This window comes from Pseudomonas hormoni, from assembly GCF_018502625.1.
In the GTDB taxonomy this organism is placed as follows: Bacteria; Pseudomonadota; Gammaproteobacteria; order Pseudomonadales; family Pseudomonadaceae; genus Aquipseudomonas; species Aquipseudomonas hormoni.
Genome location: NZ_CP075566.1, coordinates 488,456 through 512,192, shown reverse-complemented (window position 1 = coordinate 512,192; position 23,737 = coordinate 488,456). Strand labels below are relative to the sequence as shown.

General features: G+C 59.6%; 21 protein-coding genes. 11 read left to right on the top strand and 10 right to left on the bottom strand.

Translation table 11 applies throughout. The features are described from left to right. The first annotated feature begins 55 nt into the window (after positions 1-55). The 8 genes from ydcS (at position 56) to KJF94_RS02255 (ending at position 9,142) form a co-directional block, all read left to right on the top strand. Complete coding sequence (gene ydcS, locus KJF94_RS02290) at positions 56-1,207, top strand: putative ABC transporter substrate-binding protein YdcS (RefSeq protein WP_214380888.1); 1,152 nt, start codon at positions 56-58, stop codon at positions 1,205-1,207. A gap of 228 nt (positions 1,208-1,435) precedes the next feature. Further along, entirely contained in the window at positions 1,436-2,473 is a 1,038-nt protein-coding gene (locus tag KJF94_RS02285) for an ABC transporter ATP-binding protein (RefSeq protein ID WP_084321914.1), read from the top strand. A gap of 1 nt (position 2,474) precedes the next feature. Next, positions 2,475-3,422 (top strand): ABC transporter permease, encoded by a 948-nt coding sequence (locus KJF94_RS02280; RefSeq protein ID WP_214380887.1) that lies wholly within the window; start codon positions 2,475-2,477, stop codon positions 3,420-3,422. Then, positions 3,412-4,221: an ABC transporter permease gene (locus KJF94_RS02275; protein ID WP_214380886.1), complete on the top strand. Its 810-nt coding sequence runs from the start codon at positions 3,412-3,414 to the stop codon at positions 4,219-4,221. The genes KJF94_RS02280 and KJF94_RS02275 overlap by 11 nt, the downstream gene beginning before the upstream one ends. Positions 4,222-4,395: 174 nt before the next feature. Continuing rightward, the gene (locus tag KJF94_RS02270) at positions 4,396-5,820 is read left to right on the top strand and encodes a gamma-aminobutyraldehyde dehydrogenase (protein ID WP_214380885.1); all 1,425 of its coding nucleotides are present in this window, start codon (positions 4,396-4,398) and stop codon (positions 5,818-5,820) included. A gap of 252 nt (positions 5,821-6,072) precedes the next feature. Next, positions 6,073-7,557 (top strand): APC family permease, encoded by a 1,485-nt coding sequence (locus KJF94_RS02265; protein ID WP_214380883.1) that lies wholly within the window; start codon positions 6,073-6,075, stop codon positions 7,555-7,557. A 626-nt stretch (positions 7,558-8,183) separates the two neighbouring features. Next, the gene (locus tag KJF94_RS02260; RefSeq protein WP_214384700.1) at positions 8,184-8,690 is read left to right on the top strand and encodes a BRO-N domain-containing protein; all 507 of its coding nucleotides are present in this window, start codon (positions 8,184-8,186) and stop codon (positions 8,688-8,690) included. 119 nt (positions 8,691-8,809) lie between these two features. Further along, a complete protein-coding gene (locus KJF94_RS02255) occupies positions 8,810-9,142 on the top strand; it encodes a hypothetical protein (protein WP_214380881.1) in 333 nt (110 codons plus the stop codon). Positions 9,143-9,151: 9 nt separating this feature from the next. Here the strand turns inward: KJF94_RS02255 and KJF94_RS02250 are convergent, their stop codons facing one another. After that, positions 9,152-9,337: a hypothetical protein gene (locus KJF94_RS02250; RefSeq protein ID WP_017340256.1), complete on the bottom strand. Its 186-nt coding sequence runs from the start codon at positions 9,335-9,337 to the stop codon at positions 9,152-9,154. Positions 9,338-9,749: 412 nt separating this feature from the next. Here KJF94_RS02250 and KJF94_RS02245 point away from each other — a divergent pair, with 412 nt between their 5' ends. Then, entirely contained in the window at positions 9,750-11,375 is a 1,626-nt protein-coding gene (locus KJF94_RS02245) for a glucan biosynthesis protein D (protein ID WP_214380879.1), read from the top strand. A gap of 203 nt (positions 11,376-11,578) precedes the next feature. Here the strand turns inward: KJF94_RS02245 and KJF94_RS02240 are convergent, their stop codons facing one another. From KJF94_RS02240 to KJF94_RS02230, 3 genes are all read right to left on the bottom strand, one after another. Then, positions 11,579-12,685 carry an NADH:flavin oxidoreductase/NADH oxidase gene (locus KJF94_RS02240; protein WP_214380877.1) on the bottom strand — a complete coding sequence of 369 codons (1,107 nt, stop codon included), beginning with the start codon at positions 12,683-12,685 and terminating at the stop codon, positions 11,579-11,581. A 268-nt stretch (positions 12,686-12,953) separates the two neighbouring features. Beyond that, the gene (recJ, locus tag KJF94_RS02235) at positions 12,954-14,663 is read right to left on the bottom strand and encodes a single-stranded-DNA-specific exonuclease RecJ (RefSeq protein WP_214380876.1); all 1,710 of its coding nucleotides are present in this window, start codon (positions 14,661-14,663) and stop codon (positions 12,954-12,956) included. A 58-nt stretch (positions 14,664-14,721) separates the two neighbouring features. Continuing rightward, complete coding sequence (locus tag KJF94_RS02230; protein ID WP_007944886.1) at positions 14,722-15,264, bottom strand: YaeQ family protein; 543 nt, start codon at positions 15,262-15,264, stop codon at positions 14,722-14,724. Between the two features lie 137 nt (positions 15,265-15,401). On the opposite strand from KJF94_RS02230, the gene KJF94_RS02225 reads away from it, so the two are divergent. Together KJF94_RS02225 and KJF94_RS02220 are read left to right on the top strand one after the other, a co-directional pair. After that, positions 15,402-16,601, top strand: coding sequence for a CaiB/BaiF CoA transferase family protein (locus KJF94_RS02225; protein ID WP_214380874.1), 1,200 nt, complete (start codon positions 15,402-15,404; stop codon positions 16,599-16,601). Further along, positions 16,582-17,508, top strand: coding sequence for a TIGR02285 family protein (locus KJF94_RS02220; protein ID WP_375379879.1), 927 nt, complete (start codon positions 16,582-16,584; stop codon positions 17,506-17,508). The genes KJF94_RS02225 and KJF94_RS02220 overlap by 20 nt, the downstream gene beginning before the upstream one ends. Before the next feature lie 175 nt (positions 17,509-17,683). Here the strand turns inward: KJF94_RS02220 and KJF94_RS02215 are convergent, their stop codons facing one another. The 6 genes from KJF94_RS02215 to rplS form a co-directional block, all read right to left on the bottom strand. Next, the gene (locus KJF94_RS02215; protein WP_214380872.1) at positions 17,684-17,968 is read right to left on the bottom strand and encodes a DUF3509 domain-containing protein; all 285 of its coding nucleotides are present in this window, start codon (positions 17,966-17,968) and stop codon (positions 17,684-17,686) included. Positions 17,969-18,397: 429 nt separating this feature from the next. Continuing rightward, complete coding sequence (thrC, locus tag KJF94_RS02210; protein ID WP_214380871.1) at positions 18,398-19,807, bottom strand: threonine synthase; 1,410 nt, start codon at positions 19,805-19,807, stop codon at positions 18,398-18,400. Positions 19,808-19,873: 66 nt separating this feature from the next. Then, the gene (locus KJF94_RS02205) at positions 19,874-21,178 is read right to left on the bottom strand and encodes a homoserine dehydrogenase (RefSeq protein WP_027924910.1); all 1,305 of its coding nucleotides are present in this window, start codon (positions 21,176-21,178) and stop codon (positions 19,874-19,876) included. A 134-nt stretch (positions 21,179-21,312) separates the two neighbouring features. Then, a complete protein-coding gene (dsbC, locus tag KJF94_RS02200; RefSeq protein ID WP_214380869.1) occupies positions 21,313-22,044 on the bottom strand; it encodes a bifunctional protein-disulfide isomerase/oxidoreductase DsbC in 732 nt (243 codons plus the stop codon). 312 nt (positions 22,045-22,356) lie between these two features. Next, positions 22,357-23,253, bottom strand: coding sequence for a site-specific tyrosine recombinase XerD (xerD, locus tag KJF94_RS02195; RefSeq protein ID WP_214380867.1), 897 nt, complete (start codon positions 23,251-23,253; stop codon positions 22,357-22,359). A gap of 99 nt (positions 23,254-23,352) precedes the next feature. Further along, positions 23,353-23,703 (bottom strand): 50S ribosomal protein L19, encoded by a 351-nt coding sequence (gene rplS / locus KJF94_RS02190; RefSeq protein WP_003175895.1) that lies wholly within the window; start codon positions 23,701-23,703, stop codon positions 23,353-23,355. Positions 23,704-23,737: the final 34 nt, after the last annotated feature.

The window sequence follows — 23,737 nt, the reverse complement described above, 5'->3', positions numbered from 1 at the left end:
ATGCTTCACCACGTTCACAACTGCCCCGACCATAATTAAAGAAGAGGGAATTCCCATGTTCGTGCACAAGACCGCACTGCTCAGTGCAATCACTACCGCGCTGCTGGCCAGTGCCAGTATCCAGGCCGCCGAACCGCTTAAAGCCGTCGGTGCCGGCGAAGGTCAGCTGGATATCGTCGCCTGGCCCGGTTACATCGAACGTGGCGAAAGCGACAAGGCCTACGACTGGGTGACCGATTTCGAGAAGGAAACCGGCTGCAAGGTGAACGTGAAAACAGCTGCCACTTCCGATGAGATGGTCAGCCTGATGTCCAAGGGCGGTTACGACCTGGTGACCGCGTCGGGCGATGCGTCGCTGCGGTTGATCGCCGGCAAACGCGTACAGCCGATCAACACGGCGTTGATTCCGAACTGGAAGAACCTCGACCCGCGCCTCAAGGATGGCCCGTGGTACGTCGTCAACAAACAAACCTTTGGCACTCCGTATCAGTGGGGTCCGAACGTGTTGATGTACAACACCAACGTATTCAAGACCGCCCCGGATAGCTGGGGTGTGGTGTTCGAGGAACAGAAGCTGCCGGACGGCAAGTCCAACAAAGGCCGGGTTCAGGCTTACGACGGTCCGATCTACATCGCCGATGCGGCGCTCTATCTCAAGTCGAAGCGGCCGGAGCTGGGGATCAAGGACCCGTACCAACTCAACGAAGAACAATACAAAGCCGCGCTGGAACTGCTTCGCAAGCAGCAGCCGTTGATCCACCGCTACTGGCATGACGCGACCGTACAGATGAGTGACGTCAAGAACGAAGGCGTCGTGGCGTCCAGCACCTGGGGCTACATGGTCAACGGTCTGGTGGCGGACAAGCAGCCGGTCGCCTCGGTTATTCCAAAGGAAGGCGCAACGGGTTGGGCCGACACCACCATGCTGCACGCCGACGCCAAGCACCCGAACTGTGCCTACAAGTGGATGGACCATTCGCTGCAACCGAAAGTCCAGGGTGACCTGGCCGCCTGGTTCGGTTCGTTGCCGTCGGTTCCGGCGGGCTGCAAGGAGAGCGAATTGCTGGGCGCCGAAGGCTGCAAAACCAACGGTTTCGACCAGTTCGACAAGATCGCCTTCTGGAAAACCCCGCAGGCTGAAGGCGGCAAATTCGTGCCGTACAGCCGCTGGACCCAGGACTACATCGCGATCATGGGCGGCAGATAACACACCGGCCCCTGTGGCGAGGGAGCTTGCTCCCGCTGGGTGGCGAAGCCGCCCCAAATCAGTCAATGCGGTCTGTCAGGCATACCGTATCAATCCTTTTGGGAGTGCTCCGCACTCCAGCGGGAGCAAGCTCCCTCGCCACAAAAAGCACATCGATCACGATTCAGACTTTTCAGATGTCCTGGCAGGGCCGCTGTGACGGCCCTCGCCTTTTCGGAGCACCGCACCATGACGCTTGCAGTCCAGTTCACTAACGTTTCCCGTCTATTCGGCGAAGTGAAAGCCGTAGACCGGGTTTCCATCGACATCCAGGACGGCGAGTTCTTTTCCATGCTGGGCCCTTCCGGCTCGGGCAAAACCACGTGTTTGCGCCTGATCGCCGGTTTCGAACAACCGAGCGCAGGCTCCATCCGGATTCATGGCCACGAAGCCGCCGGGCTGCCGCCGTATGAGCGTGACGTCAACACGGTGTTTCAGGACTACGCGCTGTTCCCGCACATGAACGTGCTCGACAACGTGGCCTACGGTTTGAAAGTTAAAGGCGTCGGCAAAACAGAGCGCCGCAAACGCGCCGAAGAAGCCCTCGACATGGTCGCCCTCGGCGGCTACGGCGAGCGCAAGCCGGTGCAACTCTCCGGCGGTCAGCGCCAGCGTGTGGCCCTGGCCCGCGCCTTGGTCAATCGCCCTCGAGTGTTGCTGCTCGACGAACCCCTCGGCGCCCTCGACTTGAAGCTGCGCGAGCAAATGCAGAGCGAGCTGAAGAAGCTGCAACGCCAACTCGGCATCACCTTCATTTTCGTCACCCACGATCAGACCGAAGCGCTGTCGATGTCCGATCGCGTGGCTGTTTTCAACAAGGGGCGCATCGAGCAGGTCGATACGCCGCGCAACCTCTACATGAAACCGGCGACCACCTTTGTCGCGGAATTCGTCGGCACCTCCAACGTGATTCGCGGCGATTTGGCGCAGCAGCTGAGCGGTAATCCACAGCCGTTTTCGATTCGCCCGGAACACGTGCGTTTCGCCGAAGGCCCGCTGGCCAGTCACGAAATCGAAGTCAGTGGTTTGCTCCACGACGTTCAGTACCAGGGCAGCGCCACCCGCTACGAACTGAAACTGGAAAACGGCCAGACGCTGAATATCAGCCAGGCCAATAACCAGTGGCTGGACGTCAGCGCGCAACATCAGACCGGGCAACGCATCAGCGCACGCTGGGCGCGGGAAGCAATGATCCCGCTGCACGACACCGTTGCCGGCGGGGTGTGAGATGACCAGCGTGGCTCTCCCTCAAACTCCGGCCGGCGGCTCGCCGTTGCGCAGGTTTTCCAACCTGCTGTATCGCCGGCCGAATTTTTACCTGTCGCTGCTGCTGGTGCCGCCGCTGCTGTGGTTCGGCGCGATCTACCTCGGTTCGTTGCTGGTGCTGCTGTGGCAAGGCTTCTACACCTTCGACGACTTCACCATGGCGGTCACGCCCGACCTGACCCTGGCCAACTTCGCCGCGCTGTTCCAGCCCTCGAACTTCGACATCATCCTGCGCACCCTGAGCATGGCCGTCGTGGTCTCGATCGCCAGCGCCGTCGTCGCGTTCCCGATTGCCTACTACATGGCGCGCTACACCACGGGCAAAACCAAGGCGTTTTTCTACATCGCCGTGATGATGCCGATGTGGGCCAGTTACATCGTCAAGGCTTACGCCTGGACCTTGTTGCTGGCCAAGGGCGGCGTGGCGCAGTGGTTCGTTCAGCACCTTGGACTGGAGCCGGTGTTGCAGTTCGTGCTGGGGATTCCGGGCGTGGGCGGCAGCACGTTGTCGACCTCGCACCTGGGCCGCTTCATGGTGTTCGTCTACATCTGGCTGCCGTTCATGATCCTGCCGATTCAGGCCTCGCTGGAACGCCTGCCGCCGTCGCTGTTGCAAGCCTCGGCCGACCTGGGCGCCAAGCCGCGCCAGACCTTCATGCAGGTGATTCTGCCGCTGTCGATTCCGGGCATCGCCGCCGGTTCGATCTTCACGTTTTCGCTGACCCTGGGCGACTTCATCGTGCCGCAACTGGTGGGTCCGCCGGGGTACTTCGTCGGCAGCATGGTGTACGCCCAGCAAGGTGCGATCGGCAACATGCCGATGGCCGCGACCTTCACGCTGGTGCCGATTGTGTTGATCGCCATTTACCTGACTATCGTCAAACGACTGGGGGCCTTCGATGCACTCTGAGAAAGCTTCTCTAGGACTGAAAATCGCAGCCTGGGGCGGGTTGGTGTTTCTGCACTTCCCGATCCTTATCATCTTCCTGTACGCCTTCAACACCGAAGACGCAGCGTTCAGCTTTCCGCCCAAGGGTTTCACCCTGAAGTGGATTGGCGTGGCGTTCTCGCGGCCGGACGTTCTGGAAGCGATCAAGCTATCGCTGCAGATCGCCTCCGTCGCCACGTTGATCGCGCTGGTGCTCGGCACGCTGGCGTCGGCGGCGTTGTACCGGCGGGACTTTTTCGGCAAGCAAGGCATTTCGCTGATGCTGATTTTGCCGATTGCGTTGCCGGGGATCATCACCGGGATCGCGTTGCTGGCGACGTTCAAGTCGCTGGGCATCGAGCCGGGGATGTTCACCATCATCGTCGGTCACGCGACCTTCTGTGTGGTGATCGTCTACAACAACGTTATCGCCCGGTTGCGCCGCACGTCGCACAGTTTGATCGAAGCCTCGATGGACCTCGGCGCCGATGGCTGGCAGACCTTCCGCTACATCGTCCTGCCGAACCTCGGCTCGGCGTTGCTCGCTGGCGGCATGCTCGCGTTTGCGCTGTCGTTCGACGAAATCATCGTCACCACCTTCACCGCCGGCCATGAACGCACCCTGCCGCTGTGGCTGCTCAACCAGCTCAGCCGCCCACGGGACGTGCCGGTGACCAACGTCGTCGCGATGCTGGTGATGATGGTGACCATGCTGCCGATACTCGGCGCCTACTACCTGACCCGTGGCGGTGAGAGCGTGGCGGGGAGTGGCGGGAAGTAACTGACAACTCAGACCCAATGTGGAAACCGGATCCTGTAGGAGCGAGGCTTGCCCGCGAAAGCGGTGTGTCAGCCAACATCAATGCTGAATGTGATGGCCTCTTCGCGGGCAAGCCTCGCTCCTACAGGGATCCGGTTCCGACAGAAAAATAAAAGCTGCAATGAGGACAACGCCATGCAAACCAAGTTACTGATCAACGGCCAATTGCTCGACGGCGAAGGCCCCGCCCAACCGGTGTTCAACCCGGCCCTCGGTCGCGTGCTGGTGGAAATCAACGAAGCCAGCGAAGCCCAGGTCGACGCCGCCGTGCGGGCCGCCGACGCGGCGTTCGACAGCTGGTCGCACACCCCGCCCAAAGAACGCTCGCTGCTGCTGCTCAAACTCGCCGACGCCATCGAAGCCCACGGCGAAGAACTGGCCAAACTCGAATCCGACAACTGCGGCAAACCCTACAGCGCTGCGCTGAACGACGAGATTCCGGCGATTGCCGACGTGTTCCGTTTCTTCGCCGGCGCCAGCCGCTGCATGAGCGGGTCCGCCGGCGGTGAATACCTGGCCGGGCACACCTCGATGATCCGCCGCGATCCGGTGGGCGTGATCGCTTCGATCGCACCGTGGAACTACCCGCTAATGATGGTCGCCTGGAAAATCGCCCCGGCCCTCGCTGCCGGTAATACCGTGGTGCTCAAGCCGTCGGAACAGACCCCGCTAACCGCGTTGCGCCTGGCGCAACTGGCGTCGGAAATCTTCCCGGCCGGCGTGCTCAACCTGGTGTTCGGCCGTGGTCCTACCGTCGGCAGCCCGCTGGTTACCCACCCGAAAGTGCGCATGGTGTCGCTGACCGGTTCGATCGCCACCGGTTCGAACATCATTTCCAGCACCGCCGACAGCGTCAAACGCATGCACATGGAACTGGGTGGCAAGGCCCCGGTGATCATCTTCGACGACGCCGACATCGACGCCGCTGTTGAAGGCATTCGCACCTTCGGTTTCTACAACGCCGGTCAGGACTGCACCGCCGCCTGCCGCATCTACGCGCAGGAAGGCATCTACGACACATTCGTCGAGAAGCTCGGTGCGGCGGTCAGCAGCATCAAGTACGGCCTGCAGGATGATCCGGCGACCGAACTCGGGCCGCTGATCACCGCGCAGCACCGTGACCGGGTGGCCGGGTTTGTCGAGCGCGCCGTGGCGCAACCGCACATCCGTTTGATCACGGGCGGCAAGACCGTCGAAGGCAACGGCTTCTTCTTCGAACCGACGGTGCTGGCCGACGCGCAGCAGGACGACGAGATCGTCCGTCGCGAGGTGTTCGGGCCGGTGGTGTCGGTGACCAAATTCACCGATGAAGCGCAGGTGCTCGGCTGGGCCAACGACTCGGACTACGGCCTGGCGTCGTCGGTGTGGACTTCGGACGTCGGTCGCGCGCATCGCCTGTCGGCCCGCTTGCAGTACGGCTGCACCTGGGTGAACACGCACTTCATGCTGGTCAGTGAAATGCCCCACGGCGGTCAAAAATTGTCCGGGTACGGGAAGGACATGTCGATGTACGGGCTGGAGGATTACACCGTTGTGCGGCATGTGATGTTCAAGCACTAACAGCTTCGCGAGCAAGCTTCGCTCCTACAGGTTTTGCGTCGTACGCAATTTTTGCGAACACCCTCCGACCTGTAGGAGCGAGGCTTGCCCGCGAAGGCGTCACCTCGGTTTCAAGGCAGAAACCGGCAACATGCACCACCAGGCTTCAACGCAGAAAAACAAAACAATAACCACCGATCCGGGCAGCGCCGCCAAGGCCCCGCCACGGTTTCGGACATCCGAAATCTGCCGATTTTCCGGAGCTAACACACCATGAGCGCAATCCCCGAACTCTCCGCAGCCGCTGCCGACAGCGATGCCGAGCAACTCCGCAAGCTGGGTTACACCTCCAACTTCAACCGCAGCATGAGCCTGTGGGAAAACTTCGCCCTTGGCTTCACTTACCTCTCCCCGGTCGTAGGGGTTTATACCCTCTTCGGCCTCTGCCTGGCCGCCGGTGGTCCACCGATGTTCTGGGCCTATTTGCTGGTCGGTTGCGGCCAATTACTCGTGTGCCTGATCTTCGGCGAAGTGGTCTCGCAGTTCCCGATTTCCGGTGGCGTCTACCCATGGGCGCGCCGCCTGGTGGGCAAGCGCTGGGCGTGGATGGTCGGCTGGATCTACTCCATCGCCCTGTGCGTCACCATCGCCGCCGTCGCCGTCGGTGCCGGGCCTTACCTGGCCGCAATGATGGGCTTCGAACCGAGCAACAACACCAACATCGTCATCGCCCTGGTGCTGACGCTGTTTGCGACACTGGTCAACCTCAGCGGCACCAAAGTGCTGGCGCGGATCGCCATGTTCGGCTTCCTCTGCGAACTGGTCGGCGCGGTGATCGTCGGCGTTTACCTGCTGATTTTTGAACGCCATCAACCGATCAGCGTGCTGTTCAACACCTTCGACATCAGCATCAACGGCTCTTACCTGCCGGCCTTCCTCACCGCCTCGCTGGCGGGGATGTTCCTGTACTACGGCTTCGAAGCCTGCGGCGATGTGGCCGAAGAAACCCCGAACCCGAGCAAGCAGATCCCGGTGGCCATGCGCATGACCATCTACATCGGCGGCATCTCGGCGATGTTCGCCTGCCTGGCGCTGATCCTCGCTGTGCCGGACATGCAAGCCGTGATCAACGGCACCGACAAAGACCCGGTCACCACCATCCTCAACAACGCTTTCGGCCCGGTCGGTTCGAAAGTGGTGATGGGCGTGGTGATGATTTCCTTCATCTCCTGCGTCATCAGCCTGCAAGCGGCGGCGAGTCGTCTGCTGTATTCCTACGCTCGGGATGAAATGGTCATCGGCAGCTCACTGCTGAAAAAGATTTCCCCTACAACCCAGGTTCCGGTTGCCGCGCTGTTCGTCTCCGGCGTCCTGCCGGCACTGATCATCATTCTGGGATTCTTCTTGCAAGACGCGGTGGCCACCATCGTCAGCTTCGCGGCGATTGGCATCTACCTCGCGTTCCAGATGATCGTGCTCGCGGCGCTCTATGCGCGCCTGAAAGGTTGGAAACCGAGCGGCAAATTCACCCTCGGTGCATGGGGTTGGCCGGTGAATATCGGCGCGCTGGTGTACGGCGTCGGCGCCATCATCAACATGGCCTGGCCGCGCACACCGGATGCGGCGTGGTACATCAACTATGCGATGGTGCTGAGCACGGCGATCGTGATTGGGTTGGGGTTGGTTTACATGTGGATTGCCAAGCCGTATGACCATGGGACGGCACCGGCTGGGGATGCGTGGAAGGTTAGTCACTAAGTAGAATTGCCCCGGGATCATCTGAGTTCCCGGGGCAAGTTTTATCCGTCAGACGACATCTTCCGTCTCCCCGCAACTCAGCCATCAATTCATCCGTACGCCCTTTGATGTCAGCTTTCCCCCGCACTGCCTCGAAGCGATCGAGGGCATAGGCCTCAGGTTTCGCGTGGCAATCGTCAGTCATTGATCGGTTCCTTGTGCGCAGACTCAATGGATTCAAAAAATAGCGGAAAAGCTGCTCCTCAGTTTCCAGTTTTCTGCTCTATGTGCAAAAACAGGAAATTCCTACAGATCGAGCCTTCCTGAAACGACTCTGATTCCTACGACAAGCGTCGCCAGAGTAGACTTGTCGCCGCGAGCGCCTGACCGATAGGCTTTGTCCCGTCGCTGCAAAATCAGCGATCCGGAGTCGAAGCCGGGAAATGTCAGAACGGTGCTTACGTGCCCCCATAGAACTGTGGATGCTTTTCTACCTCCAGTTCTGCTTTATGGCGGGCCGTGTGGCGCGGGCCTTTCGGCTTTCCGTTTTGACCTGGAAGTGTCCCGACTTCGAACGCCACTCGGTTCGCCACCCAACTTGTCGAAGGGTTGGTGGTGACTTTCCATTTCAAATCGGAATTCAAGTCATGTCAGAGCACACAAAAAACGCACCCGCCTCCTACTTCACCCCAACCATATTCCCCCGCCACAACCGCTTCCTCCACGCCATCATCCAAGCCAACCAAGCCTGGTTCTGCGTCCACGACCTGGGACGTCTGATGGGCCGCCCGCTTGACCAGCGACTCACCCAAAAACTCGATCCCGATCAACGCAGGTATGTCTGGCTGCTGAAGAACGGCAGAACAGTCGAGTCGCTGATGGTCAGCGAGTCTGGAATGTACGCATTGCTGGTCCATCATTTCGTTCCGGAAAACCGCAACCTGCGGCAATGGTTGAGTAATGAAGTCGTACCTGCGCTGCGAGAATCAAACGCGGCAACTGTCGAAAACATTCCGAGCCTGAGTTCGTTGCAATGGGGCGGGCTCTCGGTGCCGCTGTTGCACTGGCAGGATTCGGCGTGGATCAAGTGGCGGGACATGCCGGATCTGGTGCAGGCGCAACGACCGTTTCCGATCATGGGCACCTGTAGCTGAAGCAATACTTGTAGGAGCCAGCTTGCTGGCGATGGACTCGAGGGCGCTGCGTTGAATCAGGCAGCACCACGCGTTATCGTTAACGACCATCGCCAGCAAGCTGGCTCCTACAGGGGACCGTGCCCACGCTGACAGTCGAGTGGGTTTTCAAACCAGTGAAAGCAGCAAGAAAAAAAGGGGTAGACCTTACGATCCACCCCTTTGATTTTGGTGCAACTTTTCAAACCTCCCGAATGAGCGATCCAACCATGGATCAACTGCGCATCACCCGCCAAAGCATTGCCGAAGTGATCCCAAGTGACAGCGCTGTTGCAGAAAACCATCTGCAACAGGCCATCAAGCAGGAAAACCTCGCGGATCATTACCAAGCCATTCAACTCGGTATCGCCGACGCTGAAGCGGGCAAACTGATCAGCCTGGCCACCGTGGAAGCCAAATGGCTTTCACGGTAACCATCACCGTCAAAACCGCGAAACACTCCGCATCGCATCCACCAGATACCGCATCGCGATCCGGTCACTCTCCGACAACTCGCGATACCGCTCCACCAGCTTCAACTCTTCGGAATTAAGCCGACGCCTTCGCCGCCCGATGCCCAGGCAAGGGAAGATTCCCAACATTTCGGTGATGCCTTGTACTTTCGACATGGACGATGTCCCTCTCTACGTCAAGAAAACTTCAGATACCGCATCGCCCTTCCTTTTTTCAGCCGCTTCCTTGTGCCAACTGAATCCCACCGGCCTGAGGGCAGAAACCGGTCATGCCCATAGAATAGAAACTATCCGGGCGCTGAAAAGCGGTTTTTAGAGTAATTAGTCGAAAAAAGCAGAAACGCCCTATAAATCAGAAATCTCTGTAGGAAACGTTAACCGAAACGTCTTGTTTCATTGCGATGCTATCGCCACGCCATCAATCATTTTTGCTCTGCGACCGAACGGTTTAAGCTATTTGGCATCTGTTTAAAGTCCGTTGCGTTTGGCCGAAGGCATGTCCGAACCTCCATTTCTGATCCAGCACGTGCCAGGAACGGCACGGGATTGTTCACGACAGGTTGTACTTATGCATCGCAGGAATTTGCTCAAAGCATCCATGGCCATCGCTGCCTACACCGGCTTGTCCGCCACCGGCCTGTTGGCCGCGCGGGCCTGGGCCGGTAATGGCACGGCTGATGGCGAGGCTCAGGCCTTCGACTTCGAAGCCCTGAAAATCCAGGCCAGGCAGCTTGCCGGCAACCGCTATCAGGACACCAAGCAGGTGCTGCCGCCGACACTGGCGACCATGACCCCACAAAATTTCAACGCGATCCGCTACGACGCCAATCATTCCCTGTGGAAGGATTTGAAGGGCCAGCTGGATGTGCAGTTTTTCCACGTCGGCATGGGTTTCAAGCAGCCGGTGCGCATGTACAGCGTCGACCCCAAGACGCGTCAGGCGCGGGAGGTGCATTTCCGCCCTTCGCTGTTCAACTATGAAAACACCACGGTCGACACCAAGCAGCTCACGGGCGACCTGGGTTTTTCCGGGTTCAAGCTGTTCAAGGCGCCTGAGCTGGACCGGCATGACGTGTTGTCATTCCTCGGCGCCAGTTATTTCCGCGCGGTAGACGCCACGGGCCAGTACGGTCTGTCGGCCCGCGGTCTGGCGGTCGATACCTACGCCAAGAAGCGTGAGGAATTCCCGGACTTTACCAAGTTCTGGTTTGAGACCCCGGACAAGGACAGCACCCGTTTCGTGGTGTATGCCCTGCTGGATTCGCCGAGCGCGACCGGGGCCTACCGTTTCGACATCGATTGCCAGGCCAGTCAGGTCGTCATGGCTGTCGATGCCCACATCAACGCGCGCACCGCCATCGAGCAACTCGGCATTGCGCCGATGACCAGCATGTTCAGCTGCGGCACCCACGAGCGGCGCATGTGCGACACCATTCACCCGCAGATCCATGACTCGGATCGCCTGGCGATGTGGCGTGGCAATGGTGAGTGGATCTGCCGTCCACTGAACAATCCGGCCACCCTGCAATTCAACGCGTTCGCCGACACCGACCCGAAAGGTTTCGGCCTGGTGCAGACCGATCACGAATTCGCCAATTATCAGGACACGGTCGACTGGTACAGCAAACGTCCAAGCCTGTGGGTCGAACCTACAACCGCGTGGGGCGAAGGCTCTATCGATCTGTTGGAAATTCCTACGACCGGCGAAACCCTGGATAACATTGTCGCGTTCTGGACCCCGAAAAAACCGGTCGCGGCGGGCGATTCCCTGAACTACGGCTACAAGCTGTACTGGAGCGCTTTGCCGCCGGTCGGCACGCCACTGGCGCGGGTCGCCGCGACTCGTTCGGGCATGGGCGGCTTCACCGAGGGCTGGGCGCCGGGCGAGCATTACCCGGAGGTCTGGGCACGCCGCTTTGCCGTGGACTTCACTGGCGGCGGTCTGGACCGCTTGCCTGAAGGCACGGGCATTGAGCCGGTGGTGACGTGCTCCAACGGTGAGGTGAAAGACTTCAACGTACTGGTGCTGGATGACATCAAGGGCTACCGGATTACGTTTGACTGGTTCCCGACCAATGACAGCGTCGCACCGGTGGAACTGCGGTTGTTCATCCGCACCAATGATCGGACGTTGAGCGAGACCTGGTTGTATCAGTACTTCCCGCCTGCGCCGGAGAAGCGTAAGTACACCTGATAGTAAAGGGTTGAATGGGCTGGCCTCATCGCGGGCAAGCCCGCTCCCACAGGTTTGTGTCGAACGAGAATGATGAGCTCGACACGCCCCTGTAGGAGCTGAGCTTGCTCGCGAAAGCGGCCTGACAAACAACAAACCTCCCCGCCCGGAAACACAAAAGCCCCGATCACATCGACCGGGGCTTTTTGCTTTTAGCGCATCACTCAGTCACGCAAATCCGACTCATGAATTGGCTGATCCCGATGCGTCGCGCGCTGATACTGCGCCGGCCAGATCGCCTTGTTCCCTCCCAGGTCGTCATCGGCATGCAACGGCCAATATGGATCGCGCAACAACTCACGGGCGAGAAAGATGATGTCGGCCTGACAGGTGCGCAGAATGTGCTCGGCCTGCGCCGGTTCGGTGATCATTCCTACCGTGCCGGTCGCAATGCCTGACTCCTTGCGCACACGTTCGGCGAAGCGGGTTTGATAACCGGGACCTGTAGGAATTTCCGCGTTGGCCGCCGTGCCGCCCGAAGAAACGTCAATCAGGTCGACGCCCAAGTCTTTGAGGCGTCGCGCCAGCTCCACGGTTTCATCAGGGTTCCAGCCGTCCTCGACCCAATCGGTGGCCGACACGCGCACGAACACCGGCAACTCCTCTGGCCACACCGCGCGCACCGCTTCGGTGACTTGCAGCACCAGCCGAATTCGATTCTCGAACGAACCGCCGTATTGATCGCGCCGCTGATTGCTCAGGGGTGACAGAAACTGGTGCAGCAGGTAACCGTGGGCGGCGTGAACTTCGACGACTTTGAAACCGGCGGTCAGCGCGCGTTTCGCTGAGTCAACGAAAGCCTGGACAACCTCGGCGATCTGGCCCTCATCGAGCTGCCTCGGTGGTGTGTGTTGCGGATCGAACGCAATCGGCGAAGGGCCGACGGGTGTCCAGCCGCCGTCTCCCGGTTTGACGCTACCGTGCTTGCCAATCCACGGCCGATGGGTGCTGGCCTTGCGCCCGGCGTGGGCCAACTGAATGCCGGCGACGGCGCCTTGGGCGGCGATGAAGCGAGTGATGCGTTGCAGCGGTTCGATCTGTTCGTCATTCCACAAGCCGAGGTCTTCGGCGGTGATGCGTCCATCGGCGGTGACGGCGGTGGCTTCGGTAAAAATCAGACCGGCGCCGCCAACAGCACGGCTGCCAAGGTGGACAAGGTGCCAGTCATTGGCCAGGCCATCGACGCTGGAATACTGGCACATCGGCGATACGGCGATGCGGTTGAGCAGGGTCAATTGGCGAAGGGTATAGGGTTCAAGCAGCAGACTCATGGGGCACCTCTCGTCTCAGTGGGCAGGCTCCAGGGTTCTGTTTGAAAAGTCGACGAGTGACAGGAAAAAGGTGCAGCACCCGCCCCCGCGGGCAAAAAATTGACAAGACGTCACAAGGATTATCAAGCAGTGCTTAGAGCCTAGTCGACAATGGGGGATGAGGGAGGGTTCCGAGAGATTCAGCGTCAGCGAAATCGCTTTCGCGGGCAAGCCTCGCTCCTACAGGTATAGGTGATCCCGTAGGAGCGAGGCTTGCCCGCGAATGGGCCTAACGCGGTTCGATGTGAGCAATCATCAACTGAACGGTTTCATTCCCGCGAAACTCGTTAAGGTCGAGTTTATAAGCCAATTCCACCCATTTGATCGTCGGGTTCGGCCAGATATCGCGGTCAATACCAAACGCGATGCCGTCCAGTTTCACCGAGCCACATTCGCTTCTCAGCACTACTTTCAGGTGCCGTTCGCCAACAACCCGCTGTTCGACCAACTGGAATACGCCATGGAACAACGGCTCCGGGAAGTGTTGCCCCCAAGGACCGGCATGCCGCAGTGCACGGGCCAGTTCGAGGTGAAACTCCTCGACCGCCAACGTCCCGTCCGACAGCAAGCGCCCGGTCAGGTCTTCTTCGCGCAATTGCCTACGCACTTCAGCGTCAAAGGCTTCAGCGAATAACGGAAAATTCGCTTCCGGCAAGGTCAAACCTGCCGCCATGGCGTGGCCGCCGTACTTGCTGATCAGGTTTGGATGCTGCGCCGCCACCACGCTCAAGGCGTCGCGAATATGAAAACCCTGAACCGAACGTCCCGAGCCCTTGAGCATGCCATCGCCCGCGTCGGCAAAGGCAATCGTCGGACGGAAATAACGCTCTTTCATACGTGAGGCGAGGATTCCGATGACGCCCTGGTGCCACTCGGGATCGAAGAGGCACAGGCCGAACGGCATCGATTCCACCGGCAAGTCCTTGAGCTGAGCCAGCGCCTCGCGCTGCATGCCTTGCTCGATGGATTTGCGGTCCTGGTTCATGCCGTCGAGCTGAACGGCCATTTCCCGGGCGAGTCCGGCATCTTCGGTGAGCAGGCATTCGATGCCCAGGCTCATGTCATCCAGCCGCCCTGCCGCGTTCAGGCGCGGGCCGACGATGAACCCGAGGTCGGTTGAGGTAATACGCGTGTGGTCGCGCTTGGCGACTTCGAGAATTGCCTTGATCCCCGGCCGCGCACGTCCGGCGCGGATTCGCTCCAGGCCCTGGTGCACGAGAATCCGGTTGTTGGCATCCAGCGGCACCACGTCGGCAACGCTGCCCAGCGCCACCAGATCCAGCAACTCACCGATGTTCGGCTGCGGTTTGCTCTCGTACCAGCCGAGGCTGCGCAAACGCGCGCGCAATGCCATCAGCACGTAGAAAATCACCCCGACGCCGGCCAGAGCCTTGCTCGGAAACCCGCAACCCGGCTGGTTGGGATTGACGATGGCATCGGCCAACGGCAGTTCGTCGCCGGGCAAGTGGTGGTCTGTGACCAACACGCTGAGACCCGCCTTTTTCGCCGCCGCCACACCTTCAACGCTGGAGATGCCGTTGTCCACGGTGATCAGCAGCTGCGGCGTACGGGTCAGCGCCACTTCGACGATTTCCGGTGTCAGGCCGTAGCCGTACTCGAAACGGTTCGGCACCAGATAGTCGACATGCGCCGCGCCCAACAGGCGCAGGCCCAACATGCCTACGGTACTGGCCGTCGCGCCGTCAGCGTCGAAGTCGCCGACGATCAGAATCCGCTGCCGCTGCTCCAGGGCTGTCACCAGCAAATCCACCGCGGCATCAATGCCTTTGAGCTGCTGGAACGGAATCAGCCGCGCCAGGCTCTTGTCCAGTTCAGCCTCGGACAGCACGCCCCGCGCCGCATACAGGCGGGTCAGCAGCGGCGGCAGATCACCGAGGAATGGCAGGGTGTCGGGCAACAGGCGAGGTTCGATGCGCATGGGGTGACAGGTGCTTCTCTTGAATACGTAGGATAAAACCGAATGACGCAGTGAAAAATCAGCCGCGTTCGCCGCTCAGCCACTGCAACTGGACTTCATGCTGACCACGGTCGTCGGTGACGAAAATCGTCCCTTCGCTGATCATCACGTCCCACTTGATAACGCGCGGCATGTCTTTGGCCAAGGTTTCCAGGACTTCCTGCGGCACAGCAGCGATGTGTACGTTTTTCAGGTTCTTGATCGCCGGGATCACCTTGGTTTCCCAGACACGCAGGCTGCCGTAGGCCAGCAGGCTGGTGCGCTCGGTGCGGCGCGAGCACCACGTCAGGCGATCGGCGTCTGGCTGGCCGACTTCAATCCAGTGCAGGACGCGGTCGTCCAGGCTCTTTTCCCACAGGGCGGGTTCATCCACGTCTGACAGACCACGGCCAAACGACAGCTGCTCGTTGTACCAGAAGGCGTAGGCCAGCAGCCGCACGGTCATGCGCTCTTCGGTTTCCGAAGGGTGACGGGCGATGGTCTGCTTTACCGTCTCGTAAACGCTGCGGTCGAGGTCGGTGAGGTTCAGTTCAAACTTGTAGGTCGTGGACGGCTGGGCCATGAACGGGCTTCTTGATACGTGGAAAGGCGGCAAGTCTAACCGATGCTGCAGGCTTCGCGGCCATCAACCTTGAGCGACTGACAGCGGGCTGTGCTAAAACGCTCTATAAGCCAAGCCTTTGTCCTACAGGATCCAGTATGCCGTTCACCGCCAAACCACTCTCAGGTCTGAAAGTCATTGAATTGGGCACCTTGATCGCCGGGCCGTTTGCCTCGCGTATCTGCGGCGAATTCGGCGCCGAAGTGATCAAGATCGAGTCCCCCGACGGTGGTGATCCGTTGCGCAAATGGCGAAAATTGTATGAAGGCACTTCGTTGTGGTGGTTCGTTCAGGCGCGTAACAAGAAGTCCCTGACCCTGAACCTGAAACACCCGGACGGCCTGGCGATCCTGAAAAAGCTGCTCGGTGAAGCGGACATCCTGATCGAGAATTTTCGCCCCGGCGTGCTGGAAAAGCTCGGCCTGGGCTGGGAAGTCTTGCACGCACTGAACCCGAAACTGGTGATGGTGCGTCTCTCGGGGTTCGGCCAGACCGGGCCGATGAAGGATCAGCCGGGCTTTGGCGCCGTCGGTGAATCCATGGGCGGTCTGCGCTACATCACCGGTTTCGAGGACCGGCCACCGGTGCGCACCGGGATTTCCATCGGCGATTCAATTGCGGCGCTCTGGGGGGTGATCGGTGCGCTGATGGCCTTGCGTCATCGCGAGGTCAACGGCGGTCTGGGTCAAGTGGTGGATGTGGCGCTGTACGAAGCGATCTTCGCCATGATGGAAAGCATGGTCCCGGAGTTCGACGTGTTCGGCTTCATTCGTGAACGCACCGGCAACATCATGCCGGGCATCACGCCCTCCTCGATCCACACCAGCGCTGACGGCAAACATGTGCAGATCGGCGCCAATGGCGATGCGATTTTCAAACGCTTCATGCTGATCATCGGCCGTGAAGACCTGGCCAATGACCCGGCCCTGGCCAGCAACGACGGACGTGACAGCCGTCGCGACGAGATTTATGGGGTGATTGATCGCTGGGTCAATTCGCTGCCGCTGGACGCCATCATCGAGCAGCTGAATCAGGCCGACGTGCCCGCCAGCCGGATCTTCAGCGCCGAAGACATGTTCAATGATCCGCAGTACCTGGCGCGGGAAATGTTCCTGAAGGCGAAGCTGCCGGACGGCAAAGATTTCAAGATGCCGGGAATCGTGCCGAAACTCTCAGAGACACCCGGCAGTTCGGAATGGGTCGGGCCGCAGTTGGGCGAACACAATGCGCAGGTACTCAACGATCTTGGCTATGACAAGGAACAGATCGCAAAGCTGCGTGAAGACGGGGCCATCTAAGCTGAAGCGCCTGCTTTCAACAGCAATCCACCACTCCCGCGTCTGGCGGGCAGCGGCGGCTTTCGCGCTATTGGCAGGGCTGGTATCGACAGCCTGGGCGCAACCGAAGGAAACGCTGATCTGGTTGCTGCGAGATCTACCCCCCACGATGATCCTCGAGGGGCCGAAAAAAGGTCAGGGGATCATTGATCAAATGCTGCCGCAGCTGATCGCCGGTATGCCGCAATACCAGCACACGCTGATGCGGGTGAACCGGGCACGCGCCCTGCAAATGCTCCACGAAGAATCGCTCACCTGCGACCCCTCGTTGCTCAAGACCAAGGAGCGCGAACAGTGGATTTCATTTTCTGTTCCAGCGTTCCGCGCTGTCAGCAATGGCCTCGTCGCCCGGCAGGAAGATCGATCGGTGCTGGAACCTTTTCTGATTGAAGGAGAAGTCGATCTGGCGGCGCTGCTGAAAAGCGGCAGGAATAAAGTTGGCGTGGTTGCCGAGCGCAGTTACGGTGAAGTGGTCGACACCCTTCTGCGGCAGGCACCGGAAGGCGCTCTGACGCCTCATTACGGCAACGATGCCCTTGGCAGCCTGCTGCATATGCAGCGCCTGGGCAGATTGCAGGTGGTCTTGGGTTACTGGCCAGAGATCCGCTATCAGGCCAGTCAAAAACTCATCACTGACGACCAGTTGGAGTTTTATCCGGTCAAGGGCACCGGCAAGTACCTGTCCGGACACATCGGTTGTTCGAATACGCCTCAGGGCCGGCAGGCGATCAGCGAGATCAACCAACTGCTGCGCAACCTGTCCCGCGAACACCTGGATTCGCTGTATGCAGACTGGCTGGATCCGGCACGCCGCACCGACTACCTGAAGGAAACCAGGGCGTTTTTTGAGCAACAGGCGCAGCAATGACAAATCGCGGGCAAAAAGAAACCCCGAGAAGTGGGGAGACGACTCGGGGTTAAACGTGGTCTACAAAAAGACCAGTGGCAGCAGAACTACAAGCACCGGAGCACAATGCTTGATCCTGCTGTTACATGCTCTGACTGACCTTGAACCAAGAAGGTTCCCATAAAAAATAATTCACTTACCTCCGGCCCAGGACCTTGTCCTGTGCCGCATTGCGCAACGCCGCGATAACGCAGGGTTCCAGGCGTCCTTCGGCAATCATCAGATCGCGGTGCAACCCGTCGACTACATCCGTGAGCAGACGTTTGTCGGTCAACTGAGCCTGATTGAATTCCCGTTCGACCACGATAGCGCCGGTCGAGCTCTTCAGTGTCACCAGGCATTCGCCGTGGGTGCCCGACGGGGTCAACGTCACCTGGTACGGGCTCAGAGCCTCACCGAGCAATAGACTGATACTTTCCATCTCGATCACCACTCAATAGTCCGAAAACGAAGTGCCTGGGGCGTGTCCACAATAAGTGACCACCGGCCCGAGAAGAAAGTTCTGGATTCAAGTTGCAGACGCGTCGGCGTCTCTGGTTGATGGAGCATGCATGGGGGAGATGACAGGTTTGTGTATGTGGGCAGTGGGGATTGGGATTGGGATTGGGTGAATATCCGTTTCTTCGGTAACGGCTGGTATTGGTTCCGCCCTTACGGCGGGTTACTTGGAAGAGCGCCAAGTAACCAAGCGCCTGCGCCCCTGACGTACGGTGCCTCGCTATGGCTCGCCACCGAACGAAAGGGGCAAGAGCCCTTTGGTTACTTTGGGGCTTTTCCAAAGTGACCCGCCGTAAGGGCGGAACCAATAGCCGCCGTTACCGCAGAAACGGATATGTACAAAGCCAATCCGTTACAGCGGCTTACCGTGATTGCCATGCTGACTGACAAACGCCTGAACAGCCTTCAGATCATTCGGCAACACAGTGCAACGCTCATCCCGCTCAAACAGATCAGCCAAATGCACAGGCAATTCCAGCGCCTTACCGACGCCAGCCTTCTCCACCGCATCCGGGAATTTAACCGGGTGCGCTGTGCCCAGGATCACCATCGGAATATCCAAACTACGACGGCATTCACGAGCAGCCTTCACGCCAATAGCCGTGTGCGGATCCAGCACTTCGCCAGTCTGCTCATACACTTCAGCAATGGTCTCGCAAGTTTGCGCATCATCCACCGCCAGCGAATCGAACAGCTTACGCGCTTCGGTCCAACGCTCCTGTTCAACGCTGAAACCACCGCCCTGCTTGAACGAATCCATCAGCCCGGCAATCGCCGCACCGTTACGACCGTGCAGGTCGAACAGCAGACGCTCGAAGTTCGACGACACCATGATGTCCATCGACGGCGACAGCGTGGCGTGCAGAGTTTCCTTGACGTACTGGTTGCCGCTCATGAAGCGGTGCAGGATGTCGTTGCGGTTGGTGGCGACGATCAACTGGTTGATCGGCAGGCCCATGTTGCGCGCCAGGTAACCGGCGAAGATGTCGCCGAAGTTGCCGGTCGGCACCGAGAACGACACCGAACGCGCCGGGCCGCCCAGCTGCAGGGCTGCGTGGAAGTAGTAAACGATCTGGGCCATGATCCGCGCCCAGTTGATCGAGTTCACCGCCACCAGGCGCGTGCCCTTGAGGAAGCTCTGGTCGGCGAAGCTCGCCTTGACCATTTCCTGGCAGTCATCGAAGTTGCCTTCGATGGCAATGTTGTGAATGTTCTCGCCGAAGATGGTGGTCATCTGGCGACGCTGCACTTCGGACACGCGGTTGTGCGGGTGCAGGATGAAGATGTCGACGTTTTCGCAGTGCTTGCAGCCTTCGATGGCGGCCGAACCGGTGTCGCCGGAGGTGGCGCCGACAATCACTACGCGCTCACCGCGTTTTTCCAACACGTAGTCGAGCAAGCGACCGAGCAATTGCAGGGCGAAGTCCTTGAACGCCAGGGTCGGGCCGTGGAACAGCTCCAGCACCCATTCGTTGCCGTTCAACTGACGCAGCGGCGCAACGGCGTTGTGCGAGAACACGCCGTAAGTCTCTTCCAGAATCTTTTTGAAATCGGCATCCGGGATGCTGCCGGTGACGAACGGGCGCATCACCCGGAAGGCCAGCTCGTGATACGGCAGGCCGGCCCAGGAAGCGATTTCTTCCTGAGTGAAACGTGGCAGGTTTTCCGGGACGTACAGACCGCCGTCGGTGGCGAGACCGGCCAGCAGGACGTCTTCGAAATTCAGGGCCGGTGCCTGGCCGCGGGTACTGATATAACGCATGACTGGCTCCAATAGACAGTGTTCGCAAACCCGGGCCCGCACGCAGGCCCGGTGAACGATAACGGCTTAGTTCAGGTGCTCGACGCGGATCCGTACGACCGGACCGACCACGCCTGTCAGGGCTTCGAGGGCGGCGATCGCGTCGTTCATGTGCTGTTCCAGCACACGGTGAGTCAGCAGGATCATCGGCACCAGACCGTCATGCTCTTCGACTTCTTTCTGCATGATCGATTCGATGTTGATGCCGCGCTCCGACAGGATGCTCGCGACCTGAGCCAGCACGCCCGGATGGTCCTTGGCCTGAATGCGCAGGTAGTAGGCGCTTTCGCAGGCTTCGATCGGCAGGATCGGATGCGCCGACAGCGAATCCGGCTGGAAGGCCAGATGCGGCACGCGGTTTTCCGGATCGGAGGTCATGGCGCGAACCACGTCCACCAGGTCGGCGATCACCGACGATGCGGTCGGCTCCATGCCGGCGCCGGCGCCGTAGAACAGGGTCGAACCGGCAGCGTCACCGTTGACCATCACAGCGTTCATCACGCCGTTGACGTTGGCGATCAGGCGATCGGCCGGGATCAGCGTCGGGTGCACGCGCAACTCGATGCCAGCCGCGGTGCTGCGCGCCACGCCCAGGTGCTTGATGCGATAGCCCAGCGCTTCGGCGTAGTTCACGTCAGCCGTGGTCAGCTTGGTGATGCCTTCGGTATAAGCCTTGTCGAATTGCAGCGGGATGCCGAACGCGATGGAGGCCAGGATCGTCAGCTTGTGGGCCGCGTCGATGCCTTCAACGTCGAAGGTCGGATCGGCTTCGGCGTAACCCAGGGCTTGCGCCTCGGCGAGTACGTCTTCGAAGGTGCGACCCTTCTCGCGCATTTCGGTGAGGATGAAGTTGCCGGTGCCGTTGATGATGCCGGCGACCCAGTTGATGCGGTTGGCCGACAGGCCTTCACGGATCGCCTTGATCACCGGAATGCCACCGGCCACAGCCGCTTCGAACGCCACGATCACGCCTTTCTCGCGAGCCTTGGCAAAAATTTCATTACCGTGAACGGCAATAAGCGCCTTGTTCGCGGTGACCACATGCTTGCCATTCTCGATGGCCTTGAGTACCAGCTCGCGGGCAACGGTGTAGCCGCCCATCAGCTCTATAACGATGTCGATCTCAGGGTTCGTGGCCACTTCGAAGACATCGTTGGTAATCGCAATACCGGTCGTTTGGAACTGAGGCTTTGGCGTGCGCATGGCAATTTGTGCCACTTCGATTCCACGCCCGGCACGACGAGCAATTTCCTCGGCGTTGCGCTGAAGTACGTTGAAGGTACCGCCACCGACGGTCCCTAACCCACAGATGCCTACTTTGACCGGTTTCACTGTGAACTCCCCATGAAACGGCCGACTCAAGGCCGGCCGTGAAAACAGCCGCATGCTCGCGGCTCTCTATTAATGGCCCGGTAAATGTTGCCACCGGACCATGATCGTCAAAGGCTAGCCGTGACGATGCGAATTTACTTCGCGCCCAGCGCCAGTTTGGCGACTTGTGGCGCAGGCTGGTAGCCCGGAATGACCTGACCGTCGGCCAAAACGATGGCCGGTGTGCCGTTCACGCCGATCGACTGACCGAGGGCGAACTGCTTGGAAACCGGGTTATCGCACTTGGCGGCCTTGATTTCCTTGCCATCGACCATTTTGTCCATGGCCGCTTTCTTGTCTTTCGAGCACCAGACCGCTTGCAGCTGTTCGTCACCCGGCGAGCCCAGACCCTGGCGCGGGAAAGCGACGTAACGCACTTCGATGCCGCGCTTGTTCAGCTCAGGCACTTCGGCGTGCAGTTTGTGGCAATACGGGCACGTGGTGTCGGTAAACACAGTGATGTGCGATTTGGTTTCGCCGATGGCCGGGTAAACCACGGTTTCCGCGACCGGAATCTCGTTGACCAGCTTGGAAATGCCCAGGCGTTCGGCCTTCTCGGTCAGGTTGACCGGTTTGCCGTCCTTGAGCTGGAACATGTAGCCCTGAACCACGTACTGGCCGTCGGCACTGGCGTACAGAACGCGACTGCCCTTGAGCTTGACTTCGTACAGGCCAGGCAACGGGCTGGCGGTGATACTTTCTACCGGCACTTCGAGCTGGAGGTTTTCCAGGCTTTTACGAATGGCTTTGTCGGCCGCGTCATCGGCGACGGCAAAGGTGCTGACCAACGCAATGGCTGCGGCGGCGAAAATCTGGGTCAGACGCATGAGAACTCCTGAAGGCGGACAAATGGGACGACCAGAACGCCCGTGCCGAAACACCGGGTCATAACCGCCCATCGTGCAAACCGGCAAAGCCTACCACATAAGGCCCGCGGGGCCGAATGCGCCTGTCGCAAGACAAAACACGATGCACCTCTGGCAATACTCACTGTGGCGAGGGAGCTTGCTCCCGCTCGGCTGCGCAGCAGTCGCAAATGGTTAATCCGGGCAGTGCAGCCTGGGCTGGGGGCCGCTGCGCGACCCAGCGGGAGCAAGCTCCCTCGCCACAGAGGCCAAAGTTTATCCATTAAGGAATCGCTAGCCGCGCGGGTGATGTTTGGCGTGCAGATCCTGCAAGCGCGCCCGAGCAACATGGGTGTATATCTGGGTGGTCGACAGGTCGCTGTGGCCGAGCAACATCTGCACTACCCGCAAATCGGCGCCGTGGTTGAGCAAATGCGTAGCGAAGGCATGGCGCAAAGTGTGCGGTGACAGCGATTTACCGATCCCGGCGACTTTGGCCTGATGCTTGATCCGGTGCCAGAAGGTCTGACGCGTCATCTGCTCGCCGCGCTGGCTGGGAAACAGTACATCGCTCGGACGCCCACCGAGCAGTTCGCCACGGGCGTCGCGCATGTAGCGCTCGACCCAGACAATCGCCTCCTCGCCCATCGGCACCAGTCGCTCCTTGCTGCCCTTGCCCATCACTCGCAGCACGCCCTGGCGCAGATTGACCTGCTCCAGCGTCAGGCTGATAAGCTCCGTCACCCGCAGGCCGCAGGCGTACAGCACTTCAAGCATGGCGCGGTCTCGCTGGCCAATCGCTTCGCTCAAATCCGGCGCCTTCAACAACGCTTCTACGTCTGCTTCCGACAGAGATTTGGGCAACGGCCTACCGAGTTGAGGCATATCGACGCGTAACGTCGGATCGACCGCGATCAACTTTTCCCGCAGCAGATAGCGATAAAAGCCGCGAACTCCCGAGAGAAATCTCGCAGTGGAACGGGGTTTGTAGTTCTGCTCCAGGCGCCAGGCCAAGTGATCGAGGATCAAATCGCGACCGGCGTTGATCAACTCCAGCCCTTTCTCCTGCAGCCAGCCGTTGAACAGGGCCAAGTCACTGCGATAGGCATCGCGGGTGTTATCGGAGAGACCTTTCTCCAGCCATAGCGCGTCGAGAAACTGGTCTATCAAAGGATGATCGATGGCGGGCATATAGGCTCAGGCAAGACCGACAGTACGGCAAGTGACGATAAATCGCAGGCAACAAAAAAGCAGCCCGTAGGCTGCTTTTTTCTGCATCGGAAGCTGGACTTAAGCCAGTTTTTCCTTGATGCGAGCTGCTTTACCGGACAGGTCACGCAGGTAGTACAGCTTGGCTTTACGTACGTCACCGCGACGTTTAACGGCCATGCTGTCGATTTGCGGGCTGTAGGTCTGGAAAGTACGCTCTACGCCAACACCGTTGGAGATTTTACGAACGGTGAAAGCACTGTTTACGCCGCGGTTACGCTTGGCGATAACAACACCTTCGAACGCTTGCAGACGCGAACGGTCGCCTTCCTTCACTTTCACCTGAACGACAATGGTGTCGCCCGGGGCAAAGGTAGGGATCTCTTTGGTCATCTGCTCTGCTTCGAGTGCAAGGATGATTTTGTTAGTCATGCTGTGCTCCTAAGGTAAATCGTCGGATCTACCA